Source organism: Candidatus Frankia alpina (genome assembly GCF_902806485.1).
GTDB classification, from domain to species: Bacteria; Actinomycetota; Actinomycetes; order Frankiales; family Frankiaceae; genus Frankia; species Frankia alpina.
On sequence record NZ_CADCWT010000007.1, the window covers coordinates 1 to 22,753 of the forward strand.

The window sequence follows — 22,753 nt, forward strand, 5'->3', positions numbered from 1 at the left end:
GACGCCGGTGTGGACGCCGGTGTGGACGCCGGTGTGGACGCCGGCTGGGCTGGGTTGGTCGCGGCACACCGCCGCCCCCGACCGCCCTATCCGCTGGGCCCGGCGTTCGCCGCGGCCGGCGCGCACGCCATGTGCGACGTCTCGGATGGCCTGGTCCAGGATCTCGGCCACATCGCCGCCGCCTCGCAGGTGCGGATCGATCTCGACCTGGCCGCCCTGGCCGCCGACGGGCCGCTGCGGTCGGCCGCGGCCGAACTGGGGGCGGATCCGCTGGACTGGGTGCTCACCGGCGGCGAGGACCACGCGCTCGTCGCCTGCCTGCCGCCGTCGGCGGTCATCCCCGCGGGCTGCGAACAGATCGGCCAGGTGCTGCCCGGCGCCGGGGTGACCCTGGCCGGGCGGCCGGCCGTCGGGCGCGGGGGATGGAGCCACTTCGCCTGACCGCGGGCGCGACGGCGCAACAGCCTGGCCGGGCAAACACGTCCGAACAGCAGAATCGCCCCGGCGGGCCGACCGGGGCAAGCTGCATGATGCGAACGAACGAACGAAGTAGACGCCGGGCCGCCAGGTCGCCTCACGGGCGTAGGTCGCTCGAAGCGACTTTTATTGGGTCCGGGGGCCATGATGCGGGCCGGCGACACTCAGTTTAACGGATGGACGGCTTCGGGGGTTCCCCGCCGCGGGAGCGGACGAACGGCTCGGATCGGTTGGAGCGATCACCGAGGCGCCGGTGGACCACCCTCCGTGCCTGTGACCAGACCGGGCAGGGCCGCCCCCGCCCTCGGTGTCCAGAGCGGGTAGCCTGAACAGACGGTGGCAGAAGGGCCTTTCGGAGGCCGTGAAGTGAGACCGTGGATAGAGGCGAATGGCCCCGTGACAGCACCGACGGTTCCTGCGTCAGGACCTGACTTCGGACCTAATGAATGGCTGGTCTTCGAGATCTACCAGCAGTTCCTCGAAGATCCACAAAGTGTGTCGCCGGAGTGGCAGGAGTTCCTCTCCGATTACCAGCCCACCGCGCCGCCGGTCAGCCCCGGCGCGGACGCGCGCGCTGAGGTGGTGGCACCGAGCGGTGCCTCGACCGCCGGTGAGGCCTCTCACACGGCGCCGCCCACGGCGAAGCCTACCCCGCCTGCGGCCCCGGCGTCCGTGCCCACTCCGGCTCCGCCTGCGCAGCCCGCCACGGCGGCACCCGCGCAGCCCGCCACGCCCGCACCCTCCGCGGCGACCAAGCAGCCGGCACCCGCCCCCGTCGGCGCGGCAGGTTCGGCCACCACGCCGCTGCGTGGCGCGGCCGCCCGCGTGGTCAGCAACATGGAGACCTCGCTGCACGTCCCGACCGCCACGTCGGTCCGGGCGTTCCCGGCGAAGCTGCTCGCGGACAACCGCATCGTCATCAACCGCCACCTGGCCCGCTCAAGCGGCGGCAAGGTGTCGTTCACCCACATCATCGGCTACGCGATGGTAAAGGCGCTGGCCAACCACCCGGCCATGAACGCCTCCTTCGCCGAGGTCGGCGGCAAGCCGGCGCTCGTCCAGCCGGAACATGTCAACCTCGGGCTGGCCATCGACCTGGTGACCCCCAAGGGCCGCCAGCTCGTCGTCGCCGCGGTGAAGAAGGCCGACACGCTGGACTTCAACCAGTTCTGGGGCGCCTACGAGGACCTGGTCCGCCGCGCTCGGTCGAACAAGCTGACCACCGACGACTTCACCGGCGTCACCATCAGCCTGACCAACCCCGGCGGCATCGGCACGGTGCACTCGGTGCCCCGGCTGATGGAGGGCCAGGGCACGATCATCGGCGTCGGCGCCATGGAGTACCCGGCCGAGTTCTCCGGCGCGGCGGCCAACACGCTGGCCAGGCTCGCGATCTCCAAGACGATCACGCTGACCAGTACGTACGACCACCGCATCATCCAGGGCGCCCAGTCCGGTGAGTACCTGCGCCGGATGCACCAGCTCCTGCTGGGCGAGGACGGGTTCTACGACGAGATCTTCCAGGCGCTGCGGGTGCCGTACGAGCCCATCCGCTGGGTCGCGGACATGCCCGTGGTGCACGAGGGCGACCTCGACCACAACGCCCGGGTACTGGAACTGATCCACGCCTACCGGGTGCGCGGCCATCTGATGGCCGACACCAACCCGCTCGAGTTCGCCATCCGCAGCCACCCCGACCTGGACATCATCAGCCACGGGCTGACGCTGTGGGACCTCGACCGGGAGTTCGCCGTCGGCGGGTTCGCGAGCCAGCGCACGATGTCGCTGCGCGACGTGCTCGGCGTCCTGCGCGACTCGTACTGCCGGCGGGTCGGCATCGAGTACATGCACATCCAGGAGCCCGACGAGCGGGCCTGGATCCAGGCCCGGGTCGAGCGGGCCGCGGAACGTCCGGACCCGGCCGAGCAGCTGCACGTGCTGGAGCGCCTCGGCGCCGCGGAGGCGTTCGAGTCCTTCCTGCAGACGAAGTACGTCGGCCAGCGCCGGTTCTCCCTCGAGGGCGCCGAGTCGGCGATCCCGACGCTCGACGAGGTGTTGGAGCGCTCCGCCGACGCCGGCATCGACGAGGTCGTCATCGGCATGGCCCACCGCGGCCGGCTGAACGTGCTGGCGAACATCGTCGGCAAGTCCTACCGGCAGATCTTCGCCGAGTTCGAGGGTCACCTCAACCCGCAGACGGCGCACGGCTCCGGCGACGTGAAGTATCACCTGGGCGCGGAAGGCGTGTACACCGGCCGCGAGGGGCGCAAGGTGCCCGTCTCGGTCGTGGCGAACCCGTCGCACCTGGAGGCCGTCGACCCGGTCACCGAGGGCGTCGTCCGGGCCAAGCAGGACATCCTGGACAAGGGCACGGCCGGTTTCACCGTCCTGCCGGTCCTCGTCCACGGTGACGCCGCATTCGCCGGGCAGGGGGTCGTCGCCGAGACGCTGAACCTCTCCCAGCTGCGCGGCTACCGCACCGGCGGCACCATCCACCTGGTCATCAACAACCAGGTCGGGTTCACCACCTCGCCGGAGTCGAGCCGGTCCTCGGTGTACGCCACCGACGTCGCCCGGATGGTCCAGGCCCCGATCTTCCACGTCAACGGGGACGACCCCGAGGCGTGCGTGCGGGTGGCGGCGCTGGCCTTCCAGTACCGCCAGGCGTTCAACAAGGACGTCGTCATCGACCTGCTCTGCTACCGGCGGCGCGGCCACAACGAGATGGACGAGCCGTCGTTCACCCAGCCGCTGATGTACGACACCATCGCCAGCAAGCGCTCGGTGCGCAAGCTCTACACCGAGGCGCTGATCGGCCGCGGGGACATCACCCGCGACGAGGCCGAGCAGGCGATGAAGTCCTACCGCGCCGAGCTGGAGAAGGCGTTCGCGCAGACCCGGGACACCACCCCGTCCGGCGCCGCGCCGCAGCCGCGCATCATCACCACGCCGGAGGAGGCGGCCGCGGCCGCCGCGGTCAGCACCGCGGTCTCCGCCGAGGCCGTCAAGAAGGTCGCCAACACCCAGGTCACCCTGCCCGGCGGCTTCACCGTCCACCCGCGGCTGCGCCCGCAGGTCGAGCGGCGCGCCCAGATGGCCGAGACCGACGCGATCGACTGGGCGCTCGCCGAGACCCTGGCGTTCGGCACCCTCCTGCTCGATGGCCGGTCGATCCGCCTGACCGGGCAGGACAGCCGCCGCGGCACCTTCGGCCAGCGGCACGCCGTGCTGGTCGACCGGCACACCGCCGAGGATCACACCCCGCTGCGGACGCTGCGCTACGGCGTCGACGGGACCGAGACCAATGACGGCGTCGGCACCTTCTACGTCTACGACTCGCTGCTCAGCGAGTTCGCGGCGATGGGTTTCGAGTACGGCTACGCGGTCGCCCGACCGGACATGCTGGTGCTCTGGGAGGCGCAGTTCGGCGACTTCGCCAACGGCGCCCAGTCGATCATCGACGAGTTCATCAGCGCCGGCGAGGCGAAGTGGGGGCAGCGCTCGGCGCTCGCCCTGCTGCTCCCGCACGGCTACGAGGGCCAGGGGCCGGACCACTCCTCCGCCCGCATCGAGCGGTTCCTGTCGCTGTGCGCGGACAACAACATGACGGTCTCGGCGCCGTCCTCCCCCGCCAGCTACTTCCACCTGCTGCGCCGACAGGCCCTCTCGCCGGTACGGCGCCCGCTGGTCGTGTTCACGCCCAAGTCGATGCTGCGGCTCAAGGCCGCCACCTCGACGGTGGCGGAGCTGACCGAGGGCAGCTGGCGGCCGGTGATCGACGACGACTTCGTCACCGACCCGTCGACGGTCCGCCGGGTGCTGCTCTCGGCCGGCAAGGTCTACTACGACCTTGCCGCCGCCCGGGGCAAGCACGACGACGCCGAGCGGTTCGCGCTGCTGCGGGTCGAGCAGCTCTACCCGACTCCGGGACCGGAGCTGGCGAAGGTGCTCGAGCGCTACCCGAACCTGACCGACGTCGTCTGGGTGCAGGAGGAGCCGGCGAACCAGGGCGCCTACCCGCACATGGCGGTCAACCTCGGCGAGTCCCTGCCCGGTGGGATCCGCCTGCGCCGGATCTCCCGGCGAGCCGCGGCGGCACCGGCATCGGGTTCGTCGCGGGTGCACGAGCGCGAGCAGCAGGCCCTCGTCGAGGCCGCGTTCGAGGACTGAACCACTACCCGGTGGCTCCCGTCACCGGGTAGCCGCCGGGTACGACGGGAGCGGGGATGTACTTCACCGACCGAGGCATCGAGGAACTCGCCGACCGTCGCGGCGCGGAGACGGTGACCTACGAGGGGCTCGCCGACTCGCTGCGGGCGTTCGTCGACGTCCACCCGGAGTTCGAAGAGGCCGTCGAACGCCTCGCCACCTGGCTCGCCCGCCCCGACGACGACGCCGACCTCTGACCTCGGTCAGTCCCGGTGTCCCCGGCAAGCCCGCTCAGGGCGTGAGCACGAGTTTGCCGAAGACATCTGAACAGACCGTCGAGAGGGGCATCGGGATGCAGGGAGACCGCGGCGACTGCGAGCAGTCTACGAACCTAAAGCCGCCCAGTCCTGGGTACGAGCAACCCGAGTCGTTCGCGATGCGGATGCCGAGGCCGATCCCGACGAAAAGGGATCATCCGCCCCGGCGCGCGCATCCTCGGGTCCGTTGTGCTGAACTCATCGCCGTGGGTACGCCAAGCGTGGACGGTGCGGTGGACAGACCGTGGTGACCAGGGATGACTCGCCGGAGACGCCTAGGCGGCGCGGGGCGCATCGGCGGCTCAGCTGGCGCCGTCAGCGGATCGCCCCGATCCCGGAGGCCCCCGCCACGGTCATCATCGACGGCACGCCGGTCATCACCGTCATGTCGGCGGACTTCGTCTGCTGCTCCTACAAGGGCTGCGGCACGCTGCGCCCGCTCGGCGACGCCGTCGAGAACCGGCCCTGCCGCGGGTGCGGCCGGGTCTGACGGTCCGCGGCCGGGCGCTCGGGGACCCCGCAGGCAGCTGCCTGCGGGGTCCCCGTCGTCACGGACCCGCTCAGCGCCGGGCAACCCCGTCGGCCCGGGCGGCCGTGGCGACCGCCGCGGAGACGGCCGGGGCCACCCGGGCGTCGAACGCGCTCGGGATGATGAGGTCCTCGGTGAACTCGTCGGCGATCACGCCGGCCAGCGCCCTGGCGGCGGCGAGCTTCATGCCCTCCGTCACCCGGCTGGCCCGCACGTCGAGCGCACCGCGGAACACGCCGGGGAACGCCAACACGTTGTTGATCTGGTTCGGGTAGTCGCTGCGCCCGGTGGCCACGATCCGGGCGTACTTGTGGGCGATCGCGGGATCCACCTCGGGGTCCGGGTTCGCCATCGCGAAGATGATCGCCTCGGGGGCCATGGTGGCGACCGCCTCCTCCGGCACCTGCCCGGAGGACAGGCCGAGGAAGACGTCGGCGCCGCGCAGCGCGTCGGTGATCGAGCCGGTCAGGCCGGCGGAGTTGGTCTCGGCGGCGAGCGCGGCCTTGACCGTGGTGAGGGCGTCGCGGCCGGGGTAGATGATGCCGCGGCTGTCACCGACCGCGATGTCGCCGATGCCGGCGGCGAGCAGGATGCGGGTCACCGCGACTCCGGCCGCACCCGCGCCGGACACCACGGCACGCAGGTCACCGAGGGTGCGCCCGGTCAGCTTGGCGGCGTTCTCCAGCGCGGCCAAGGCGACGATCGCGGTGCCGTGCTGGTCGTCGTGGAAGACCGGGATATCGAGACGGTCCTGCAGCAGGCGCTCGATCGCGAAGCACCGCGGCGCCGAGATGTCCTCGAGGTTGATCCCGCCGAAGCTCGGGGCGAGCCGGACGACGGTCTCGACGATCTCCTCGACGTCGGTGCAGGCGAGCGCGAGCGGGACGGCGTCGACGCCGCCGAAGTGCTTGAACAGCGCCGCCTTGCCCTCCATGACCGGCAGGGAGCCCGCTGGGCCGATGTCACCGAGGCCGAGCACGGCGGTCCCGTCGGTGATGACGGCGACCGTGTTCGCCCGCCAGGTGTAGTCGTCGGCGAGGGCCGGCGTCTCGGCGATCGCCATGCACACCCGCGCGACCCCGGGAGTGTAGGCCAGCGAGAGGTCCTCGCGGGTCTCCAGCGGAACGGTCAGCGCGATGCCGATCTTCCCGCCGCGGTGCAGGGCGAAGGCGGGGTCGTCGTCGGACGGGCGCGGGCTGACCCCGGCCAGTTCCGACGCGGCGGTGGAGTCGAGGGTCGAGTGGTCAGTGATTGCGGTCACGGAGATTGCTCCTCGGACATGCCGCCGGTGGTCCCTTGAGCAATCGTGGTACCACCTGGGCGGCGCTACAAGACGCCCACCCTCCGTGCGTGCCGTGTCCGCAGGAGGGCGGGCCTGAGCGGTCTCGCCCCAGGATATTTGGTGATCATGGGGCAGGGCGAGCGCCCGGGGATTGCCCGGGGTTACATCCAATATCGCACGCCGACCCGCTCGGGCTCGCGCGGAAGCTTCGCCCACGGTGAACCTCGGACAAACCTGACCGCAACGCGATCGAAACATGTCGACACGGAGCGGGCGCGCGAGCGTAGCGGAGACGTCACATGATCAGGGCTGGGTGCACTCGGGCACCACCCACGTCACATAAACGCATCACCCGATCCTGGAGGTCGTCAGTACACAGCGGCGTTTTCCGTCATGGTTCGAGGATATCCGCCCTGGTCATGAGCCTCGCGCTGCTGACGATCGTGGCGGGCTGTGGCGATGGCGACTCCGACTCCACCACCACAGCGGCGGCGACTTCGGCCTCCGACGGCGTCATCGCAGGTCAACTACCCCAAAGCAGCCGCGACAAGGGACGCTCACGGTAGCCACCGACCCGTCCTACGCGCCGAACGAGTTCTTCGACACGGACGGAAAAACCATCACCGGAATGGATATCGACCTGGCCCGCACACGCGGCGGTGTCCGCGGTCTCAAGGTCCAGCCCACCCAAGTGGTCTTCGACTCGATCCTGCCCGGTCTCGCCGCCGGCCGGTATGACATCGGCATATCGTCCTTCACCGACACCAAAGAGCGGGAGAAGCAGGTCGACATCGCCCGCAAACGCCGGGAGATCGGGATGGTGTTCCAGCGGTTCAACCTCTTCCCGCACCCGACCGCCCTGGAGAACATCATCGAGGCCCCGGTCCGGATGCGCGCCGAGCGGCGGTCCGATGCGACGCAGCGGGGCCGGGCGCTGCTGGCCCGGGTGGGCCTGGCCGACCGGGCGGATGCCCACCCCGCCGAGCTCTCACGCTCGACCCCGAGCTGGTCGGCGAGGTGCTGGAGATGTCGACCTTGGCCCTCGACACCGGCCGCACCACCGTAGCCGGCGGCGCTACGCAAAGCCACACCTGTGCACCAACGCGCGCCGGACCGGCGGTCCAGCCTGCGGGGAGACAACCCGTCCAACCGGTACCTTCACTGTCGTGGAGATCAGCGAACTATCGGTTCCGAACGCCTGGGTGTTCACCCCGCGTCAGCACTCCGACAGCCGCGGGACCTTCCTGGAGTGGTTCCGCTCCGACGCGCTTGCCGAGGTCGTGGGCCATCCGCTGACCTTGTCACAGGCCAATCACAGCGTCAGCCGGGCCGGGACACTCCGTGGCGTTCACTACGCTCAGGTGCCACCCAGCCAGGCGAAGTACGTGACGTGCGTCCGCGGGCGGGTGCTCGACTGCGTCGTCGACATCCGCACCGGATCGCCGACGTTCGGCACCTTCGCCATGGTTCTGCTCGACGACGTCGACCGGCGGGGCCTGTACGTCTCGGAGGGCCTGGGGCACGCCTTCATGGCGCTGACCGACGACGCCGCGATCTCCTACCTGTGCTCGACGTCCTACACCCCCGGCCGCGAACACGGCGTCGACCCTCTCGACCCCGATCTGGCGCTGCCCTGGCCCGACGACCTCACGCCGCTGCTGTCGGAGAAGGACGCCGCGGCCCCCTCGCTGAAGGAGGCGGAGTCGGCGGGCCTGTTGCCGACCTATCGCGACTGCCGGGCCCTCTACGACCAGCTACGCGCCCCCGGCGCCGCGGCGGGCGGATCGCGATGATCCGGGTGGCCGGCCCCGGGGACGTCGAGGTCGTCGGAGAGCTGGTCCGGGAGCTCGCCGCCTATGAGCAAGAGGCGGACCGGGTCGCCATGACCCCGGTCGATCTGCAGGCCGCCCTGTTCGGCCCGGTCCCGGCCGCCTACTGCCTCGTGGCCACGGCCGATCAGCCTTCCGGCGGTGTTACCCCGATCGGGGGCCCACCCCCGATCGGAGTGGTGCATCCGTCCCCGCATCCTCCCCCGGTCGTGGGCTTCGCGATCTGGCATCCGACCTTCTCCACCTGGACCGGGCAATCCGGGATGTACCTGATCGACCTGTTCGTGCGGCCGGAGCACCGCCGTGGGGGGCACGGCCGGGCCCTTCTCGCCGCCCTCGCCGCGACCTGCGTCGAACGCGGGTACCTGCGGCTCGACTGGGCCGTGCTCGACTGGAACACACCGGCCCAGGCGTTCTACCGCTCGCTCGCGGCGCAGCCGCTGACCGGATGGTCGACCTGGCGGGTCGACGGCGACGCCCTCACCGATCTCGCCGCCCTGGCCCGCCCGCGTCCCGGGGCCATCGCCGATCCGGCTTGAAACCGGTTGCTCCGGCCCGGATCGGACCGCCTGTCCGGGCAGCTCGTCCCGGTTGCGGGGCTTGCGTCCGCTTGGTCTCGTCGGCGCCAGCATCGCGCGAATGAAGCCGCCTACGGGCGCTTACGATCACCCGACCTGCGGGACCCGCCGGCGGCTGGGTACGGTGGAGGCGGTGGCTGTCGCCAGCCGCCGACGGAGCGGATCCCATTCAGGCCACGAGGGACGTCACGGCCGAAATGGAAATGCTTGATGCCGTCGGCGGGCGGGAAGGCATCCATCCACAACATCATCGTTCGACCGGCTCTGGCCGGCGAACCACCCGCGAGGGTCCCCCCTCGCACTACGCAGGCTCTTTGGGGGTAGGAACGTGGATCCGACGCCTTCGACCGGCGGCGCGGAGAACTCCGACACCATCGACAGCCAAACCGCCCACTCCGGCGGACTGCGCGACGTCGTCGCGCTCACCCTGCCCGCGGCCAGCGCGTACCTGACCGTCCTGCGCACCGCGACGGCCTCCCTGGCAGCCCGGCTCGACTTCACCCTCGACGACATCGAGGACCTGCGGATCGCTGTCGACGAGGGGTGCGCGCTGCTGCTCGTCTCGGCGGTGCCCGGGTCGTCGCTCGACTGCACGTTCACGCTCTCGCCCGGAGTGATGCATGTGCTGGTGACGGTCGAGAGCCTCGACGGCGAGCCGCCCTCCGAGGACACCTTCGCCTGGACGGTGCTCAAGGCCCTCGCGGGCGGCGTGGACACCTCCACCGGCCCGGGCAACAAGGTGAGCATCACGCTGCAGAAGCGCCGGGGCGTGCGGGCGGATCTCGGCGAGCCGCCGGCGGGGCACGTCCGCGGATCAGGCGCGGCCAACGAAACACCACTGGGTGACACGGTAGGTACACCGTGACATCGACCGGCAGGACCCCGACGCCGCCCCGGACGGCCGCCGGCCAGGACGCGCCCGCGGTCGACCCGGTGGCCGCGCTGAGTCAGCGGGGGGCCGCCCTGGGCGAACATCCCGCCGAGCTCACTGCGGGCGACCCGGATGTCGGCGCCGAGGTTGCGGCCCAGCCGCTGCCGAGCGTCGAGGTCGAGCGCGAGACCACCGACCGTGCCCACTCCCCCGACCGGGCCAGGGCCCGTGCGCTGTTCGTGCGCCTCGCCGAACTACCCGAAGGCGATACGGAGCGCGCCGCCATCCGCGACCAGCTCGTCCGGATGCACCTGCCACTGGTGGAATACCTCGCCCGGCGCTTCCGCAACCGTGGCGAGCCGCTCGACGACCTCGTCCAGGTCGCCACGATCGGCCTGATCAAGTCGGTGGACCGGTTCGACCCGGAGCGCGGGGTGGAATTCTCCACCTACGCCACCCCGACGATCGTCGGTGAGATCAAGCGCCACTTCCGCGACAAGGGCTGGGCGATCCGGGTGCCCCGCCGGTTGCAGGAGCTCAAGCTCTCGCTGACGAAGGCGACCTCCGAGCTGTCCCAGACACTCGGCCGCTCCCCCACCGTGAGCGAGATCGCCCGGCATCTGCAAATGAGCGAGGAGGACGTCCTCGAGGGACTGGAGTCGGCCAACGCCTACTCGGCGGTCTCTCTCGACGCGCCGGACTCCGGTGACGACGAGGCTCCCGCCGTCGCGGACACCCTGGGCGTCCAGGACGAGTCCCTGGAGGGCGTGGAGTACCGCGAGTCGCTCAAGCCGCTTCTGGAGAAGCTCCCGCCGCGAGAGAAGCGCATTCTGCTCCTACGCTTCTTCGGCAACATGACCCAGTCACAGATCGCCACCGAGCTCGGCATCTCGCAGATGCACGTGTCCCGGCTGCTGGCCCGCACCCTGGCCCAGCTCCGCCGCGGCCTACTCGAGGACGCTGACCCCGTCCGGCCGGCACCGCACCGCACTGCACCGCACCGCACCGCCTGACCCTCACCTGCCCGCCGTCCAAACCTCGCCCGGGCTTGTTCTAAACCCCGCCGGACGGCTTCGTGCCGCCCTCAGGGACGCCGCGGCCCGCGGGGAACACGGCCATCGCCGCGGTCGGCGCCCTCGTGCTCGTCCTGACCCGCTCGGGTGGCGGGGCCGCCGGTGTCGGACGCCGACGGACCGAACCCACCCGCGGCCAGCAGGGCCACGACGATCACAAGGGGGGCGACGAGTAGCGGGATTCCGTAGCCGTAGTCGCCGGCCTGCAACAACCCCCAGGCCACCGGCAGGCACAGAATCTGCACGAGAAGTGTGGGCGAACGGTAGGAGGCCCCGCGCCGCAGCACTCCCGCGGCCAGCAGGGCCACGCCCGCGGCTCCGACAATCGCGAGCACCCCGCCGGTCTCGGCGCGCCCGACGTCGTCGATGTCGGAACCGAAGCCGCGCAGCACCTGCAGGACGCCCAGCGCCAGCAGGACGAGCGCCTCGGCAGCAAGCAGGATGCTCGCCACCCAGGCCGGCACGGACGCCGTGCGTGCGGCCTCGCGCAGCTCCTCGAACCGGCCGCCAGCCGGTCGGTCGGGACGGCTCGTGGATCCCATGGTCCGACACTACGTCCCTGAAAGGCCACACCGGTCCCGCACAAGGCCACACCGGTCGACAAGCGGGCTCGGGACCCGGCGATCGCGCCGGCCCCCTGACCCCCGGTTTCACCGATGTGAGAGTTTTCCCAGCCGCCGCCCGAGATGGAGTGGCGGACTACGGTAGAAGCATGCGAGGGCTGCTGGTCGTCAACCCCGTAGCCACCACCACAACCGAACGTGTTCGGGACGTCCTCGCCACCGCGCTCGCGGCCGACGTCACCATGGAGACCGTGCTCACCAAGGGGCCGGGCCATGGGGTCGAGCTCGGAGCGCGCGCCGTGGAGCTCGGCGTCGACGTCGTAATCACTCTCGGTGGAGACGGCACCGTGAACGAGATCACCAATGGGCTGCTTCAGAATGGCCCGCTGCAGGACGGGCCGGCGCTCGCGGTGGTGCCGGGTGGGAGCACGAACGTGTTCGCTCGCGCCCTGGGCTATTCGGCCTCGCCGGTCGAGGCGACCGGCGAGCTGCTGGCCGCCCTGCGCGAGGGGCGCAGCAGCCGGATCAGCCTCGGTCGAGCCGAGTACGGCGGCGAGGGTCGCTGGTTCACGTTCTGCTTCGGGATCGGCCTGGACGCGCGGGTGGTCGCGCGGGCCGAGGAGAGGCGGCGCAAGGGCCGCCGCAACAGCGCCGGTCTGTTCCTCCGGACGGCGGCGGGCCAGGTGACCCGCGGCGCGGACCGAGGCGCCCCCTCCATAGCCCTGGAGACGACCGACGCCCACAGCTTCCCCACCGGGGTCGGTCTCCCCATCGAGGAAGCCGATGCCCGGGTCGCTGCCGCCGGCGAGGCCGCTGGGAGCGTCGAGGAGCACATCGCCCTCGGGATCGTCTGCAACACCCGCCCGTGGACCTACCTGAACTCCCGCCCCGTGCTGGCCTGCCCGGAGGCGTCGTTCGACACCGGGCTGGACCTGCTGGCGCTGCGACGGGTGCGGCTGTCCAGCGTGCTGCGCACGGCCTCGCAGATCCTTGCCGACGGGCGCGGCCCACGCGGGCGCAACGTCGTGCGCCGCCACGACGCGGCCACGATGCGGTTCCTCGCGGATCACCCGCTGCCGCTGCAGATGGACGGCGAGTACCTCGGCGAGTATGCCGACGTCGCGCTCACCCACCATCCGCAGGCCCTGCGCGTCATCGCCTGACGCACACTGCCTCGCCGGGCCTCCCGCAGGCCCAGAAGGTGTTGCGATCCACCAGGGCTACGCGTCCGAAACTCCACCGCTCTCGCGGCAGCGCACGGCAGCGGTCCGGATTACGGCGCTGCCGACTGCGTCGCGGGCTTCTGTGATCAGTTGTGTACGGATGGGCGCCGAGGGTTGGGCACGATTTGTGCCCGGAATATTGTTTTTATGCTTTTTATGCCTCGACATTCGGCACGATCTGACCGCATTCTGGCCGCGATCCCTCGCGAGATGATCAGAATGGCGGGCGCGGGGTGTCGAGAGCTTGACGGATCTCGACCGGGTCGTCGCAGATCGCCCCGGCGACCCCGGCGTCCCGCACCTGGCGCGCGGCGCCGACACCGGTGACCGTCCACGTCACCAGGCGTAGGCCGGCGTGGCGGGCGCGGGCGCCTGCGTCCGGCGAGCCGAGCACGGCGCTGGTGTGGGCATGGAGCTCGGCATGGCCCGCGGACCGTGCGTAGGCCAGGCCGCCGCTGACGGACATCCGCGGCATCGTCAGAAACGCCGTCGTGACCGCCAGCTCCGCGTCGCGCACGGCCTCGATGGCGAACCAGTCGAACGACGACACGGTGATGCCGCCGCCGCCGGCGTCGAGGTCGGCCACGGTGGGCCGCGGTCCTGTCCAGCCCCGGGCGCGTAGCCGCGCGGCGAGGGCCCGCGCGGTGCGCTCCCGCGGGGCGTCGAAGTCGGGCTGGCCGGGCTGGTTCTTGATCTCACAGATCAGCCGGCCGCGACCGGCCCAGACGTCGAGGATCTCGTCGAAAAGCGGGATGCCGCGGGCGCGCAGGGCCTCGGTGGGTTGGCGGACGACCGCCCGCCCGGCAGGCCGGGAAAGCCGGGCGTCGTGCACGCACACCAGATCCCCGTCCGCACTGCGACGGACGTCGATCTCGACGCCGTCCGCACCGGCCCGCAGCGCCGCGTCCACCGCCTCGACCGTGTTCTCCGGGCCGGGGACCCTGCTACCGCGATGACCGAGAACCTCCATGGCCCAACCCTGCCATCTCCGGCGGGCCGAGCGTGTCATGGCAGGCGGGGTGGACGCCGCCCAGCGTGGTCGGAGTAACCCGGATGCGTGCAGACGTATGCTGATGCCCAGATGGCATGATGCCGGCCCTTTGATCGGGAAGGGCCGGCCGTACGGCGTGGGGACGGCCCCCGCGGCGCTCGGCTCATGCTGCCACAGGCCCTGTCAACCAGGACTTCTGTGGCGCTTCAGCAACCGTCGGAGACGGTCGCACCCTGTGGCCCATCTGTGTCCCTGCCGGACAAGTGCAGGCCAGGCAGGGTGTGAAGACGGTTGCAGGTTCTTGCGCCCCTGCCCGTTCCGGTGGGAGGGTGGCGAATGTCCGAGGTGGATGCACGTGCACCTGGGCACGCCGACAGTCAGAAACCCGCTCCACGGCCCGCTGTCAGGGCCGAGAGACACCCTGCTCATTCAATTTTCATCCGCGACACAACCGTAGCGGCTCGCAAAGCGTCTCATGTGCAGTGTGGCCCGAGACGAGAGAGGGAGTTGGACGCATGGACTGGCGCCACAGAGCGCTCTGCCGTGACGAGGATCCCGAGCTCTTCTTCCCGATCGGTACTACCGGTCCGGCGGAACGCCAGGTCGAAGAGGCAAAGGCCGTTTGCGCGCGGTGCGCAGTCACTAGTGACTGCCTCAGCTGGGCACTAGACACCGGGCAGGATTCCGGCGTCTGGGGCGCGTTGAGCGAGGACGAACGCCGGGCGCTTAAGCGCCAGGTCCGGCTGCGGGTGCGAACCGCCTGAGTGCACGACCCCCGGTGGCCCAGCGCCGAAGACCGGGGTGCAGCAAGGACGTGCCACGTCCGCATCACCACAACCGCCCGCGGTAGATCATGCCCGCCGAGCTTCGCACAATCGGCGGACCACAGTGGTCCCCGCACGATGCCACGCCATGATCCGTGCCAGAGCACGGAGGCGGCGGGCGTCAGCATCGGCCGTTCTGTCCGCGCGTCCGCCGCAGCGATGCGGCGCGACGCGGACGGAGCGGCCGAAATGTTTTCGGCCTCTACCGCGGCCTGCGCGCGGGCGCAGCGCACCGTCACGCTGACCGCGAACGAGGAACACATCCCGGGGGATACCCCCGCGCGCAGACCCTAAACACTCAACTTTCAGAAAGTGGGATGGACAGCAGCGCCTCGGTGCCTCGCTCCGTGCCGGCCTGCAGCCGGATGGTGCCGTGCATCTCACCGAGCACGAGCTGACGGACGATCTGCAGCCCCAGCCGGGGCGAGTGCTCGAGCTGGAAGTCCTCCGGCAGGCCGGCCCCGTCGTCGGCGACGACAACGTCCAGCCGGTCCACCAGGCGCTGCACGCGAATCTCGATCGAACCCGCCGAACCATCGAACGCATGTTCTACAGCATTCTGTAGAAGTTCCGAAAGCACAAGAGCCAGCGGGGTGGCGAGTTCGCCGGGCAGCCGCCCGAACGACCCCGACCGGCGAGTGTTCGCCCGCGCACCGGTGGACGCCAGGTCGACGGTCACCGACGTGATCTGGTCGGCGATCTCGTCGAACGGCACGCTCTCTCCCAGGCTCTGCGACAGCGTCTCGTGCACAACCGCGATCGAGGTCACCCTGCGCACCGACTCCCGCAGGGCCGATCGCGCCTCGTCGGCCTTGGTGCGGCGCATCTGCAGCCGCAGCAGGGCGGCCACGGTCTGGAGATTGTTCTTGACCCTGTGATGTATCTCACGGATGGTGGCATCCTTGCTCAGCAGCAGCGCCTCCCGCCGGCGCAGATCCGAGACGTCCCGGACGAGGACCAGCACCTCCCGGGCGGCGCCGGGGAACAGCGGGATCGCCCGCAGCATCACCACCGTGCTGCCGACGGCGGCCTCGACCTCCACCGGCCGGCGCCGGCCGATCGCATGCCAGACGGCGGGCGTGGTCGCGGGCAGGTTCAGCGCCCGGTGCACCGTGCGCAGGTCCTCGCCGGTGACGTTGCCGGTGTAGCCGAGGCGGCGGTACGCCGACAGCGCGTTCGGGCTGGCGAAGATGACCTTGCCGGCGCCGTCGAGCCGCATCATCCCGTCGCCGACCCGGGGTGACTCAGGCAGCTCGGCGGAACTCCCGCGGAACGGGAAGGCACCCTCGGCGATCATCAGGGCCAGGTTGTTGGCGCCCTGCAGGTAGGAGGACTCCAGGTCGCTTGGGGTGCGGGGATTGACCAGGTTGGTGTCGCGGGCGAGCACGGCGATCACCTCGTCGCCGTGGCGGACGGGAATCGCCTCCGTCCGCACCGGCACCCCGCCGTCCCACTCGGGTTCGCCCTCCCGCGCGATGCGGTGTTCCCGCCAGGCGTTCTGGACCACCCACCGGTTGATGACGACGCTGCCGACCTCGTCGTTGTGGTATGCGGTCGGGCCGGTCGTGGGTCGGACCTGGGCCACGACGAGGAACTCGGTCCCGCTGGTATGGCCCCGGCCCGAGCCCGAACCGGAACGGACGGGCACGAGGAGCAGCAGGTCAGCGAAGGAGAGGTCGGCGAGCAGAGCCCAGTCTGCGACGAGCGCGTGCAGGTGGTCGATGTCGTCGTCGCTGAGATCCGTGCTCGCGCGCAGCATGTCGGCGAGGGTTCCCACGGATCGCAGACTGCCAGACGGACCGGTGCCGCGAGCTGGCGGGCACCCCCGCGCCATTGTCAGGACCCGTACGCTCGCCGACGTGACCGTCGACAACGCCGCCGCGGCAATGGTTCCCGGCACGGACATAGCGCCGCAAACCGCCACGAGCGTAGCGAAGAGCACCACCGTAGCGAAGAGCACCGCTGAGCCCACCGGCGGCCCGCCCGCGGCCGATCCACTGGCCTGGCTCGCCGATCATGCGCGGGCTCGGGAGGCGGCCGGCCTGCGCCGCCGCCTACACCCCCGCGCCCTGGCACCGACCGCGGACGGCGCCGGGGTGCGCGTCGATCTCGCCAGCAACGACTACCTCGGCCTCGGCGGCCATCCCACGGTCGTCGAGGGGGCGGCGCGCGCCCTGCGGGCATGGGGCACGGGATCCACCGGCAGCCGGCTGGTAACCGGGACGACCGCCCTGCACGGCGAGCTGGAGGCGGCGCTCGCCGACCACGTGGGCTTCGCCGCAGCGCTGGTCTTCTCCTCCGGGTACACGGCGAACCTGGGCTGCCTGACCGGGCTGGCCGGCCCCGGCGACCTGATCGTCTCCGACGCGCTCAATCACGCCTCGATCGTCGACGCCTGCCGGCTGTCCCGGGCACGGGTGGCCATCACCCCGCACGGCGACGTCGCCGCCGTGGCCGCCGCCCTCGCCGCCGGCGGCTGGCGGCGCGCGCTCGTGGTGACCGAGTCGGTGTTCTCCGCCGACGGCGACGCCGCCCCCCTGACCGAGCTGCACAGCACGGCCCGCGCACACGGGGCGGTCCTCGTCGTCGACGAGGCGCACGGACTCGGCGTGGTCAGCCCGACCGGCCGCGGCGTGCTGGCCGCCGCCGGGCTCGCCGGGCAGCCGGACGTGGTGGCCACGGTCACCCTGTCGAAGGCGCTCGGCGGCCAGGGCGGCGCGGTCCTCGGCACGACGGCCGTCCGCGAGCACCTCATCGACACGGCCCGCACGTTCATCTTCGACACCGGCCTCGCCCCGGCGAGCGCCGGCGGGGCACTGGCGGCGCTGGCGCACCTGCGGGCCCATCCGGAGCTGCCCGCCGCGGTCCGGCACCGCGCCGACGAGCTCGCCGCGCTCACCGGAGCGCCGCGCCCGGCCGGCGCGGTCGTCTCGGTCGTCGTCGGCGAGCCGGAGCCGGCGGTGGCCGCGGCGGCGATCTGCCGCGCGCACGGGGTGGCGGTCGGCTGCTTCCGGCCGCCGACGGTGCCCGCGGACACGAGCCGGCTGCGGCTGGCCGCCCGCGCCGACCTCAGCGACGCCGACCTGGCGCTCGCGGCCGAGGCGTTCGCCGCCGCCGGGGTGCTCGCCCGATGACGCTGCTGGTGGTCACCGGCACCGGCACCGAGGTCGGCAAGACGGTGGTGACCTCGGCGCTGGCCGCCCTCGCCCACGACCGGGGCCACGCCGTCGCGGTGGTCAAGCCGGCGCAGACCGGTGTCCGGCCCGACGAGCTGGGAGACGTCGACCTGGTTGCCGACCTCGCGGGCATCCGCGACGTCCATGAGCTGGCCCGTTACCCCGACCCGCTGGCGCCGGCGGCCGCCGCCCGCCGGGCCGGGCGGCCGGCCGTCGACCTCGACGAGCTGGCGGCCCGGATCGGCAAGCTCGCCACCGACCGGGACCTCGTCCTCGTCGAGGGGGCCGGCGGGCTGCTGGTGCGTTACGACGACAACGGCGCCACCCTGGCCGATCTCGCCCGGCTGCTCGCGGCGCCGGTGCTCGTCGTGACGACGGCGGGTCTCGGCGCGCTGAACGCGACCGCGCTGACCCTGGAGGCCCTGGCCCACCACGGCCTCGACCTCGCCGGCGTGGTGATCGGATCCTGGCCGCGCGAGCCGGACCTGGCCTGCCGCAGCAACCTGGCCGACCTGGCCGACCTGGCCGGTCGGCCGCTGGCCGGGGCCCTGCCCGCGGGCGCCGCCCTGCTGGGCCGGCCCGAGTTCCTCGCGACGGCCCGGCAGACACTCGAACCCGCCCTCGGCGGTACCTTCCGTGCACAGCGGTTCCGTGAACGCCACCCGGTGTAGGGCCGTTTCCTGGCCCGCCCACAGTACCGAATGCCAGAATTGTCCAAATTGATAGGCGGGAAGGCCCGGGCGACGCCCGGCGGCCGAAGGCGGCGGGAACGGCCTGCTCAGCGCGCCCGAAGCCGGCCGGATGACGAACGTGCCCGATGTCGCGCGGGAAAACCGGGCGACGCAGCGGGCGCGGGCTCGACAATGGACGGGCACTGCGATCGATCTGCTGACAGGCCGACCCGAGAAGCCCCGACAAGCCGACCCGAGAAGACGGTTGTTCGACCAGCCCACCCCGACGACGAGCCAGTCCCATCGCCGAGCGCAATTCCTGCCGACGTCCCGCCTGGAGGACCCCAGTGACCGCACCCGTGACCACGCACACCGCTTCGGCGACGGTGCCCCCGCACGCGCCGGCCGCCCTGCTCGCCTACGCCCGGCGCGAGGTTCTCGAGGGCGGGCGGGGGCTCGACCAGGCGGGTGTGCTCGCCGTCCTGCGACTGCCCGACGAGTACCTGGGCGACGCGCTGGCGCTCGCGCACGAGGTCCGGTTGCGCTGGTGCGGCCCGGAGGTCGAGGTCGAGGGCATCATCAGCCTGAAGACGGGCGGCTGCCCGGAGGACTGCCACTTCTGCTCGCAGTCGGGCAAGTTCGACTCGCCGGTGCGCTCGGCGTGGCTCGACGTGCCCTCGCTGGTCGAGGCGGCCCGTCAGACCGCGGCGACCGGCGCCACCGAGTTCTGCATCGTCGCGGCCGTTCGTGGGCCCGACGCCCGGCTCATGTCCCAGGTCCGCGAGGGGGTCGCGGCCATCCGCGCGGCCGTCGAGATCAACATCGCCTGCTCGCTGGGCATGCTGACTCAGGAGCAGGTCGACGAGCTCACCGAGATCGGGGTGCACCGCTACAACCACAACCTCGAGACGTCCCGCTCGCACTTCCCCAAGGTCGTCACCACCCACAGCTGGGAGGAGCGCTGGGAGACCTGCGAGATGGTGCGCGCCGCCGGCATGGAGCTGTGCTGCGGCGCCATCCTGGGAGTCGGGGAGTCGCTGGAGCAACGGGCCGAGCTCGCCGCCCAGCTCGCCGTCCTGGAGCCCGACGAGGTCCCGCTGAACTTCCTCAACCCGAGGCCGGGTACCCCCTTCGGGGACTACCCGCCGGTGCAACCGCGCGACGCACTGCGCGCCATCGCCGCGTTCCGGCTGGCCCTGCCCCGGACGATCCTGCGCTACTCGGGCGGCCGGGAGATCACCCTGGGCGACCTGGAGGTGCAGGGGATGCTCGGCGGCATCAACGCGGTGATCGTCGGCAACTACCTGACGACGCTTGGCCGGCAGGCCGAGTCCGACCTGAAGATGCTCGCCGACCTGAGCATGCCAATCAAGTCGCTGCAGGCCACGCTGTAGAACGCCGCCAGGCCGGCCGGGCCCCGCGCGCGCCGCGGGGCCCGGCCCAGGGCCGTGCTGCCCGGGCTCAGGCGTTGGTGGCCGTCATGAGGCCGTGCTCGGTGCAGCGCGCCGACCAGCCCGCGGGGGTCACCTGCACCACCATCCGCCGCCGGCAGATCCGGCAGTAACGAGGCGGCTCGAGCTCACGGGCCCGCGCGCACGCCTCATGACGGCCCACACTGGCCAACTGACCGCAACGGTCACAGAACGAAGCGTCCACGAAGTCAGTTTAGGGCATGACTCGACGCAGCCCGCGGCCGACGGCGAAGCCGGGCCTCAGGCCGCTCGCGGCGGTGCCTCAGCCGGCGGTGACCTGCTCGACCAAGGCGATCAGGTCACCGTCCTGGACGACATCGCCCTCCTGGACCGCGATCCGCGCCACCGTGCCGCCGTCCTCACTGATCACCGGGATCTCCATCTTCATGGAGTCGAGGATGACGAGGGCGTCACCGGCGGCCACCGAGTCACCTACACCGACGACGACCTTCCAGACGTTGGCCACCATCTCCGCGCGGACTTCCTCGACCATCGGACTCCCTCCAGCGGCGATTCGAACGTGCCAAGAGCCTAAGTGCCACCGGTCACTCTGGCCAACGTCCTTCGCCCACAGGTGTGTTCGCACCACCCACAGGGGCGACTCGACCGCTCGGTGTTGGGACTGTTCGCCGTAAACCCGCAAACTACGCATGTGCTCGTACTTTTCGTGCTGACCCTGGTATGTGGGCTGGGCGTCGGCCTGGCCCGCGGCGGAACCCTGGGCGCCCTCGCCCGTGTCCACGTCCTGCGCCCGTGGTTGTTCGTTGCAGTGATCCTCGTGCTGGCAGTGGGCGGGCTCGTCCCGGCGCTGCACAGCCCCGCCTGGATCGTCGCGGCGGTGCTCGCCGCGTTGTTCGCCGGAATGAACAACCGGCTACCCGGGCTCGGGCTGCTGGTGACCGGCATCATCGCCAACGCCGCCGTCATCACGGTGAACGGCGGGCAGATGCCGGTGTCGTTGTGGGGCGCAGGCAAGGCCGGCGTCCCGATCGGCGACATCCTCACCTCGGCCTTTCACTCCCCCGCCGGGGACGGCACGAGCCTGCGGCTGCTCAGCGACATCATCCCGCTGCCCTTTCCGGGGGCGCCGGCGGTGGTGAGCGTCGGCGACGTGGCGATGGCCGCGGCGCTCGGGCTGTTCGGTGCCGTGACCCCGGTGCGGGCCTGGCGCACGCTGCGAGCCCGGCGCCAGGCGGCGCTGACCGGCGCATCGCTGGCGGGATACGGCGACGCGGACGGCCTGATCGGCTCCGACGACGACGACCACGACGACCTCGACCTCGACGACTACGAGCACGAGCCCGACGACCACCGCCACGCCGACGACTCGTTCGACGGTCGCTCCCGGGACGGCGGCGCGGAGGACGGCGGCGCGGTGGACCCCGCGGACCGGCCCGCTGGCAACGTCCGGCTCGTCGGGAAGGTCCGCGACGACGGGGGCGAGCGCCGCCGCACGAGCGACGAGCACGACGTGGACGGCGATGAGCCAGGCGAGGGTGGGGGCGGCCACGCGGGCAGGTCGGTCACCACCCGGCGGCCCGGGCTGGCACGATGACTCCACATTCGATTGATGGAGGGGAGGACCCCATGGCGAAGAAGAAGCGCAAGCGGCGCGCGCGGGCCAAGAGCAAGGCCAACCACGGCAAGCGCCCGAACACCTGAGCAGCCCGGCGGGCCGTGCGAACGCGGCCCGCCGCCAGGCGTCACTCAGGCCACTGCGACGGCCTGCTCGCGCAGCCAGGCGACGGTACGCGCCAGGCCCTCCTCGAGATCGACCGTGGGTCGCCAGCCCACCAGTCGCGCCGCCAGGTTCACGGCCAGGGCGATGCGGGCCAGCTCGCCGGGGCGTGCCGGAGCCGGCAGCGGGATGTCAGGCGCGCCGACGATCGCGGCGATCCGGCTGTGCAGCTCCCGCACGGTGGTCGCGACGCCGGTGCCGATGTTGAGCCGGACGCCGTCGGCGGCATCCACCGGCAGCACCCGGGCGAACGCCTCGGCCACGTCGCCGACGAACACGTAGTCCCGGCTCGCGGTGCCGTCACCGAAGATCTTCGTCGGCCGACCGGCCAGCAGCGCCGTCCCGAAGATGGCGACGACGCCCGCCTCGCCGTGCGGGTCCTGCCGCGGCCCGTAGACGTTGGCCAGCGCCAAGGCGGTCGAGGCCAGGCCGTGGGTCGCCCGGTAGACGTTGAGGTACAGCTCGCCGGCGGCCTTACCCGCCGCGTATGGCGACTCGGGCGCCACCGGGGTTGTCTCGTCCACCGGCAGCCGCGTGGGCGAGCCGTAGATCGACCCGCCGGACGAGGTGTGGATGACCTTGGCCACGCCGGCGAGGCGGCTGGCCTCGAGGACGTTGATCGTGCCGAGCACGTTCTGCCGGGCGTCGCGCAGCGGGTCGGCGACGCTGACCCGGACGTCGATCTGGGCGGCCAGGTGCGCCACCACCTCGGGTCGCACCCGGCCGACGAGGGCGGGTAGCTCGGGCGAGGTGACGTCGACCTGCTCGAAGGAGAAACGAGGGTCCGCCGCCGCGGCGGTGAGGTTGGCCAGCCGACCGGTGGACAGGCCGTCAACGCCGACAACGCTGTGACCGTCGGCCAGCAGCCGATCGGCGACGGTGGAACCGATGAAGCCGGCCGCGCCGGTGATGAGGATGCGCACGACGCAGGACACTAGCCCGCATGCCTGTGCGCTACCTGTCCATAGCCTGTACTCAGCGTGACTGCGG

Annotated in this window: 23 protein-coding genes; 16 read left to right on the forward strand and 7 right to left on the reverse strand. The window is 71.7% G+C overall.

Translation table 11 applies throughout. From position 1 onward, the window contains the following. The 4 genes from G6R25_RS01995 to G6R25_RS02010 form a co-directional block, all read left to right on the forward strand. On the forward strand, positions 1 to 441 hold a 441-nt coding region (locus G6R25_RS01995; RefSeq protein ID WP_235947144.1), incomplete at its 5' end, for an AIR synthase-related protein. A 432-nt stretch (positions 442 to 873) separates the two neighbouring features. Then, on the forward strand, positions 874 to 4,647 hold the full coding sequence (locus tag G6R25_RS02000) for a multifunctional oxoglutarate decarboxylase/oxoglutarate dehydrogenase thiamine pyrophosphate-binding subunit/dihydrolipoyllysine-residue succinyltransferase subunit (protein WP_163551426.1): 3,774 nt from the start codon (positions 874 to 876) through the stop codon (positions 4,645 to 4,647). A 56-nt stretch (positions 4,648 to 4,703) separates the two neighbouring features. After that, positions 4,704 to 4,883, forward strand: coding sequence for a DUF6104 family protein (locus tag G6R25_RS02005; RefSeq protein WP_009742177.1), 180 nt, complete (start codon positions 4,704 to 4,706; stop codon positions 4,881 to 4,883). Positions 4,884 to 5,190: 307 nt separating this feature from the next. Next, complete coding sequence (locus G6R25_RS02010; RefSeq protein WP_235947145.1) at positions 5,191 to 5,433, forward strand: hypothetical protein; 243 nt, start codon at positions 5,191 to 5,193, stop codon at positions 5,431 to 5,433. 70 nt (positions 5,434 to 5,503) lie between these two features. Here the strand turns inward: G6R25_RS02010 and G6R25_RS02015 are convergent, their stop codons facing one another. Next, positions 5,504 to 6,733: an NAD(P)-dependent malic enzyme gene (locus tag G6R25_RS02015; protein ID WP_163551428.1), complete on the reverse strand. Its 1,230-nt coding sequence runs from the start codon at positions 6,731 to 6,733 to the stop codon at positions 5,504 to 5,506. Between the two features lie 472 nt (positions 6,734 to 7,205). Between G6R25_RS02015 and G6R25_RS25950 the strand changes: the two genes are divergently transcribed. The 5 genes from G6R25_RS25950 (at position 7,206) to G6R25_RS02040 (ending at position 11,045) form a co-directional block, all read left to right on the forward strand. Then, positions 7,206 to 7,820 (forward strand): transporter substrate-binding domain-containing protein, encoded by a 615-nt coding sequence (locus G6R25_RS25950; protein WP_235947164.1) that lies wholly within the window; start codon positions 7,206 to 7,208, stop codon positions 7,818 to 7,820. 100 nt (positions 7,821 to 7,920) lie between these two features. Next, complete coding sequence (locus tag G6R25_RS02025; RefSeq protein WP_163551429.1) at positions 7,921 to 8,547, forward strand: dTDP-4-dehydrorhamnose 3,5-epimerase family protein; 627 nt, start codon at positions 7,921 to 7,923, stop codon at positions 8,545 to 8,547. Then, positions 8,544 to 9,122 carry a GNAT family N-acetyltransferase gene (locus G6R25_RS02030; protein WP_136446524.1) on the forward strand — a complete coding sequence of 193 codons (579 nt, stop codon included), beginning with the start codon at positions 8,544 to 8,546 and terminating at the stop codon, positions 9,120 to 9,122. The genes G6R25_RS02025 and G6R25_RS02030 overlap by 4 nt, the downstream gene beginning before the upstream one ends. Before the next feature lie 367 nt (positions 9,123 to 9,489). Continuing rightward, positions 9,490 to 10,026, forward strand: a complete 537-nt coding sequence (locus G6R25_RS02035; protein ID WP_163551430.1) for an ATP-binding protein — start codon at positions 9,490 to 9,492, stop codon at positions 10,024 to 10,026. Continuing rightward, positions 10,023 to 11,045 carry an RNA polymerase sigma factor SigF gene (locus G6R25_RS02040; protein ID WP_163551431.1) on the forward strand — a complete coding sequence of 341 codons (1,023 nt, stop codon included), beginning with the start codon at positions 10,023 to 10,025 and terminating at the stop codon, positions 11,043 to 11,045. Before G6R25_RS02035 ends, G6R25_RS02040 begins: the two co-directional genes overlap by 4 nt. A 71-nt stretch (positions 11,046 to 11,116) precedes the next feature. Here G6R25_RS02040 and G6R25_RS02045 read toward each other — a convergent pair whose 3' ends face one another. Then, on the reverse strand, positions 11,117 to 11,647 hold the full coding sequence (locus tag G6R25_RS02045; protein ID WP_163551432.1) for a hypothetical protein: 531 nt from the start codon (positions 11,645 to 11,647) through the stop codon (positions 11,117 to 11,119). Positions 11,648 to 11,817: 170 nt separating this feature from the next. Here G6R25_RS02045 and G6R25_RS02050 point away from each other — a divergent pair, with 170 nt between their 5' ends. Next, positions 11,818 to 12,831 (forward strand): diacylglycerol/lipid kinase family protein, encoded by a 1,014-nt coding sequence (locus G6R25_RS02050; RefSeq protein ID WP_163551433.1) that lies wholly within the window; start codon positions 11,818 to 11,820, stop codon positions 12,829 to 12,831. 274 nt (positions 12,832 to 13,105) lie between these two features. Here G6R25_RS02050 and G6R25_RS02055 read toward each other — a convergent pair whose 3' ends face one another. Next, positions 13,106 to 13,861, reverse strand: a complete 756-nt coding sequence (locus tag G6R25_RS02055) for a glycerophosphodiester phosphodiesterase (protein WP_163551434.1) — start codon at positions 13,859 to 13,861, stop codon at positions 13,106 to 13,108. Positions 13,862 to 14,397: 536 nt separating this feature from the next. On the opposite strand from G6R25_RS02055, the gene G6R25_RS02060 reads away from it, so the two are divergent. Then, a complete protein-coding gene (locus G6R25_RS02060; protein ID WP_163551435.1) occupies positions 14,398 to 14,646 on the forward strand; it encodes a WhiB family transcriptional regulator in 249 nt (82 codons plus the stop codon). Between the two features lie 358 nt (positions 14,647 to 15,004). Here G6R25_RS02060 and G6R25_RS02065 read toward each other — a convergent pair whose 3' ends face one another. Next, the gene (locus tag G6R25_RS02065) at positions 15,005 to 16,465 is read right to left on the reverse strand and encodes a sensor histidine kinase (RefSeq protein WP_205446790.1); all 1,461 of its coding nucleotides are present in this window, start codon (positions 16,463 to 16,465) and stop codon (positions 15,005 to 15,007) included. 100 nt (positions 16,466 to 16,565) lie between these two features. Between G6R25_RS02065 and G6R25_RS02070 the strand changes: the two genes are divergently transcribed. The 3 genes from G6R25_RS02070 (at position 16,566) to bioB (ending at position 19,947) form a co-directional block, all read left to right on the forward strand. Then, positions 16,566 to 17,840 (forward strand): 8-amino-7-oxononanoate synthase, encoded by a 1,275-nt coding sequence (locus tag G6R25_RS02070; RefSeq protein ID WP_235947147.1) that lies wholly within the window; start codon positions 16,566 to 16,568, stop codon positions 17,838 to 17,840. Beyond that, positions 17,837 to 18,553, forward strand: coding sequence for a dethiobiotin synthase (gene bioD / locus G6R25_RS02075; protein WP_163551437.1), 717 nt, complete (start codon positions 17,837 to 17,839; stop codon positions 18,551 to 18,553). Before G6R25_RS02070 ends, bioD begins: the two co-directional genes overlap by 4 nt. 347 nt (positions 18,554 to 18,900) lie before the next feature. Continuing rightward, positions 18,901 to 19,947 (forward strand): biotin synthase BioB, encoded by a 1,047-nt coding sequence (bioB, locus tag G6R25_RS02080; protein WP_163551438.1) that lies wholly within the window; start codon positions 18,901 to 18,903, stop codon positions 19,945 to 19,947. 67 nt (positions 19,948 to 20,014) lie between these two features. Here bioB and bsaP read toward each other — a convergent pair whose 3' ends face one another. Next, positions 20,015 to 20,209, reverse strand: coding sequence for a biotin synthase auxiliary protein BsaP (bsaP, locus tag G6R25_RS30045; protein WP_368861336.1), 195 nt, complete (start codon positions 20,207 to 20,209; stop codon positions 20,015 to 20,017). A 78-nt stretch (positions 20,210 to 20,287) separates the two neighbouring features. Beyond that, positions 20,288 to 20,518: a biotin/lipoyl-binding carrier protein gene (locus G6R25_RS02085; RefSeq protein ID WP_163551439.1), complete on the reverse strand. Its 231-nt coding sequence runs from the start codon at positions 20,516 to 20,518 to the stop codon at positions 20,288 to 20,290. Between the two features lie 174 nt (positions 20,519 to 20,692). Between G6R25_RS02085 and G6R25_RS02090 the strand changes: the two genes are divergently transcribed. Both G6R25_RS02090 and G6R25_RS30050 read left to right on the forward strand, forming a co-directional pair. Continuing rightward, positions 20,693 to 21,580, forward strand: a complete 888-nt coding sequence (locus G6R25_RS02090) for a DUF5317 domain-containing protein (RefSeq protein ID WP_235947149.1) — start codon at positions 20,693 to 20,695, stop codon at positions 21,578 to 21,580. A gap of 32 nt (positions 21,581 to 21,612) precedes the next feature. After that, positions 21,613 to 21,687 (forward strand): 50S ribosomal protein bL37, encoded by a 75-nt coding sequence (locus tag G6R25_RS30050; protein WP_369299096.1) that lies wholly within the window; start codon positions 21,613 to 21,615, stop codon positions 21,685 to 21,687. A 45-nt stretch (positions 21,688 to 21,732) separates the two neighbouring features. Here G6R25_RS30050 and G6R25_RS02095 read toward each other — a convergent pair whose 3' ends face one another. Then, positions 21,733 to 22,686 (reverse strand): NAD-dependent epimerase/dehydratase family protein, encoded by a 954-nt coding sequence (locus tag G6R25_RS02095; protein ID WP_163551441.1) that lies wholly within the window; start codon positions 22,684 to 22,686, stop codon positions 21,733 to 21,735. Between the last annotated feature and the right edge of the window lie 67 nt (positions 22,687 to 22,753).

Coding starts and splice junctions, on each gene's coding strand:
- G6R25_RS02005 (WP_009742177.1), top strand. CDS start 4,704: ATGTACTTCACCGACCGAGGCATCGAGGAACTCGCCGACCGTCGCGGC.
- G6R25_RS02030 (WP_136446524.1), top strand. CDS start 8,544: ATGATCCGGGTGGCCGGCCCCGGGGACGTCGAGGTCGTCGGAGAGCTG.
- G6R25_RS02045 (WP_163551432.1), bottom strand. CDS start 11,647: ATGGGATCCACGAGCCGTCCCGACCGACCGGCTGGCGGCCGGTTCGAG.
- G6R25_RS02050 (WP_163551433.1), top strand. CDS start 11,818: ATGCGAGGGCTGCTGGTCGTCAACCCCGTAGCCACCACCACAACCGAA.
- G6R25_RS02055 (WP_163551434.1), bottom strand. CDS start 13,861: ATGGAGGTTCTCGGTCATCGCGGTAGCAGGGTCCCCGGCCCGGAGAAC.
- G6R25_RS02060 (WP_163551435.1), top strand. CDS start 14,398: ATGGACTGGCGCCACAGAGCGCTCTGCCGTGACGAGGATCCCGAGCTC.
- G6R25_RS02065 (WP_205446790.1), bottom strand. CDS start 16,465: ATGCTGCGCGCGAGCACGGATCTCAGCGACGACGACATCGACCACCTG.
- bioD (WP_163551437.1), top strand. CDS start 17,837: ATGACGCTGCTGGTGGTCACCGGCACCGGCACCGAGGTCGGCAAGACG.
- G6R25_RS02085 (WP_163551439.1), bottom strand. CDS start 20,518: ATGGTCGAGGAAGTCCGCGCGGAGATGGTGGCCAACGTCTGGAAGGTC.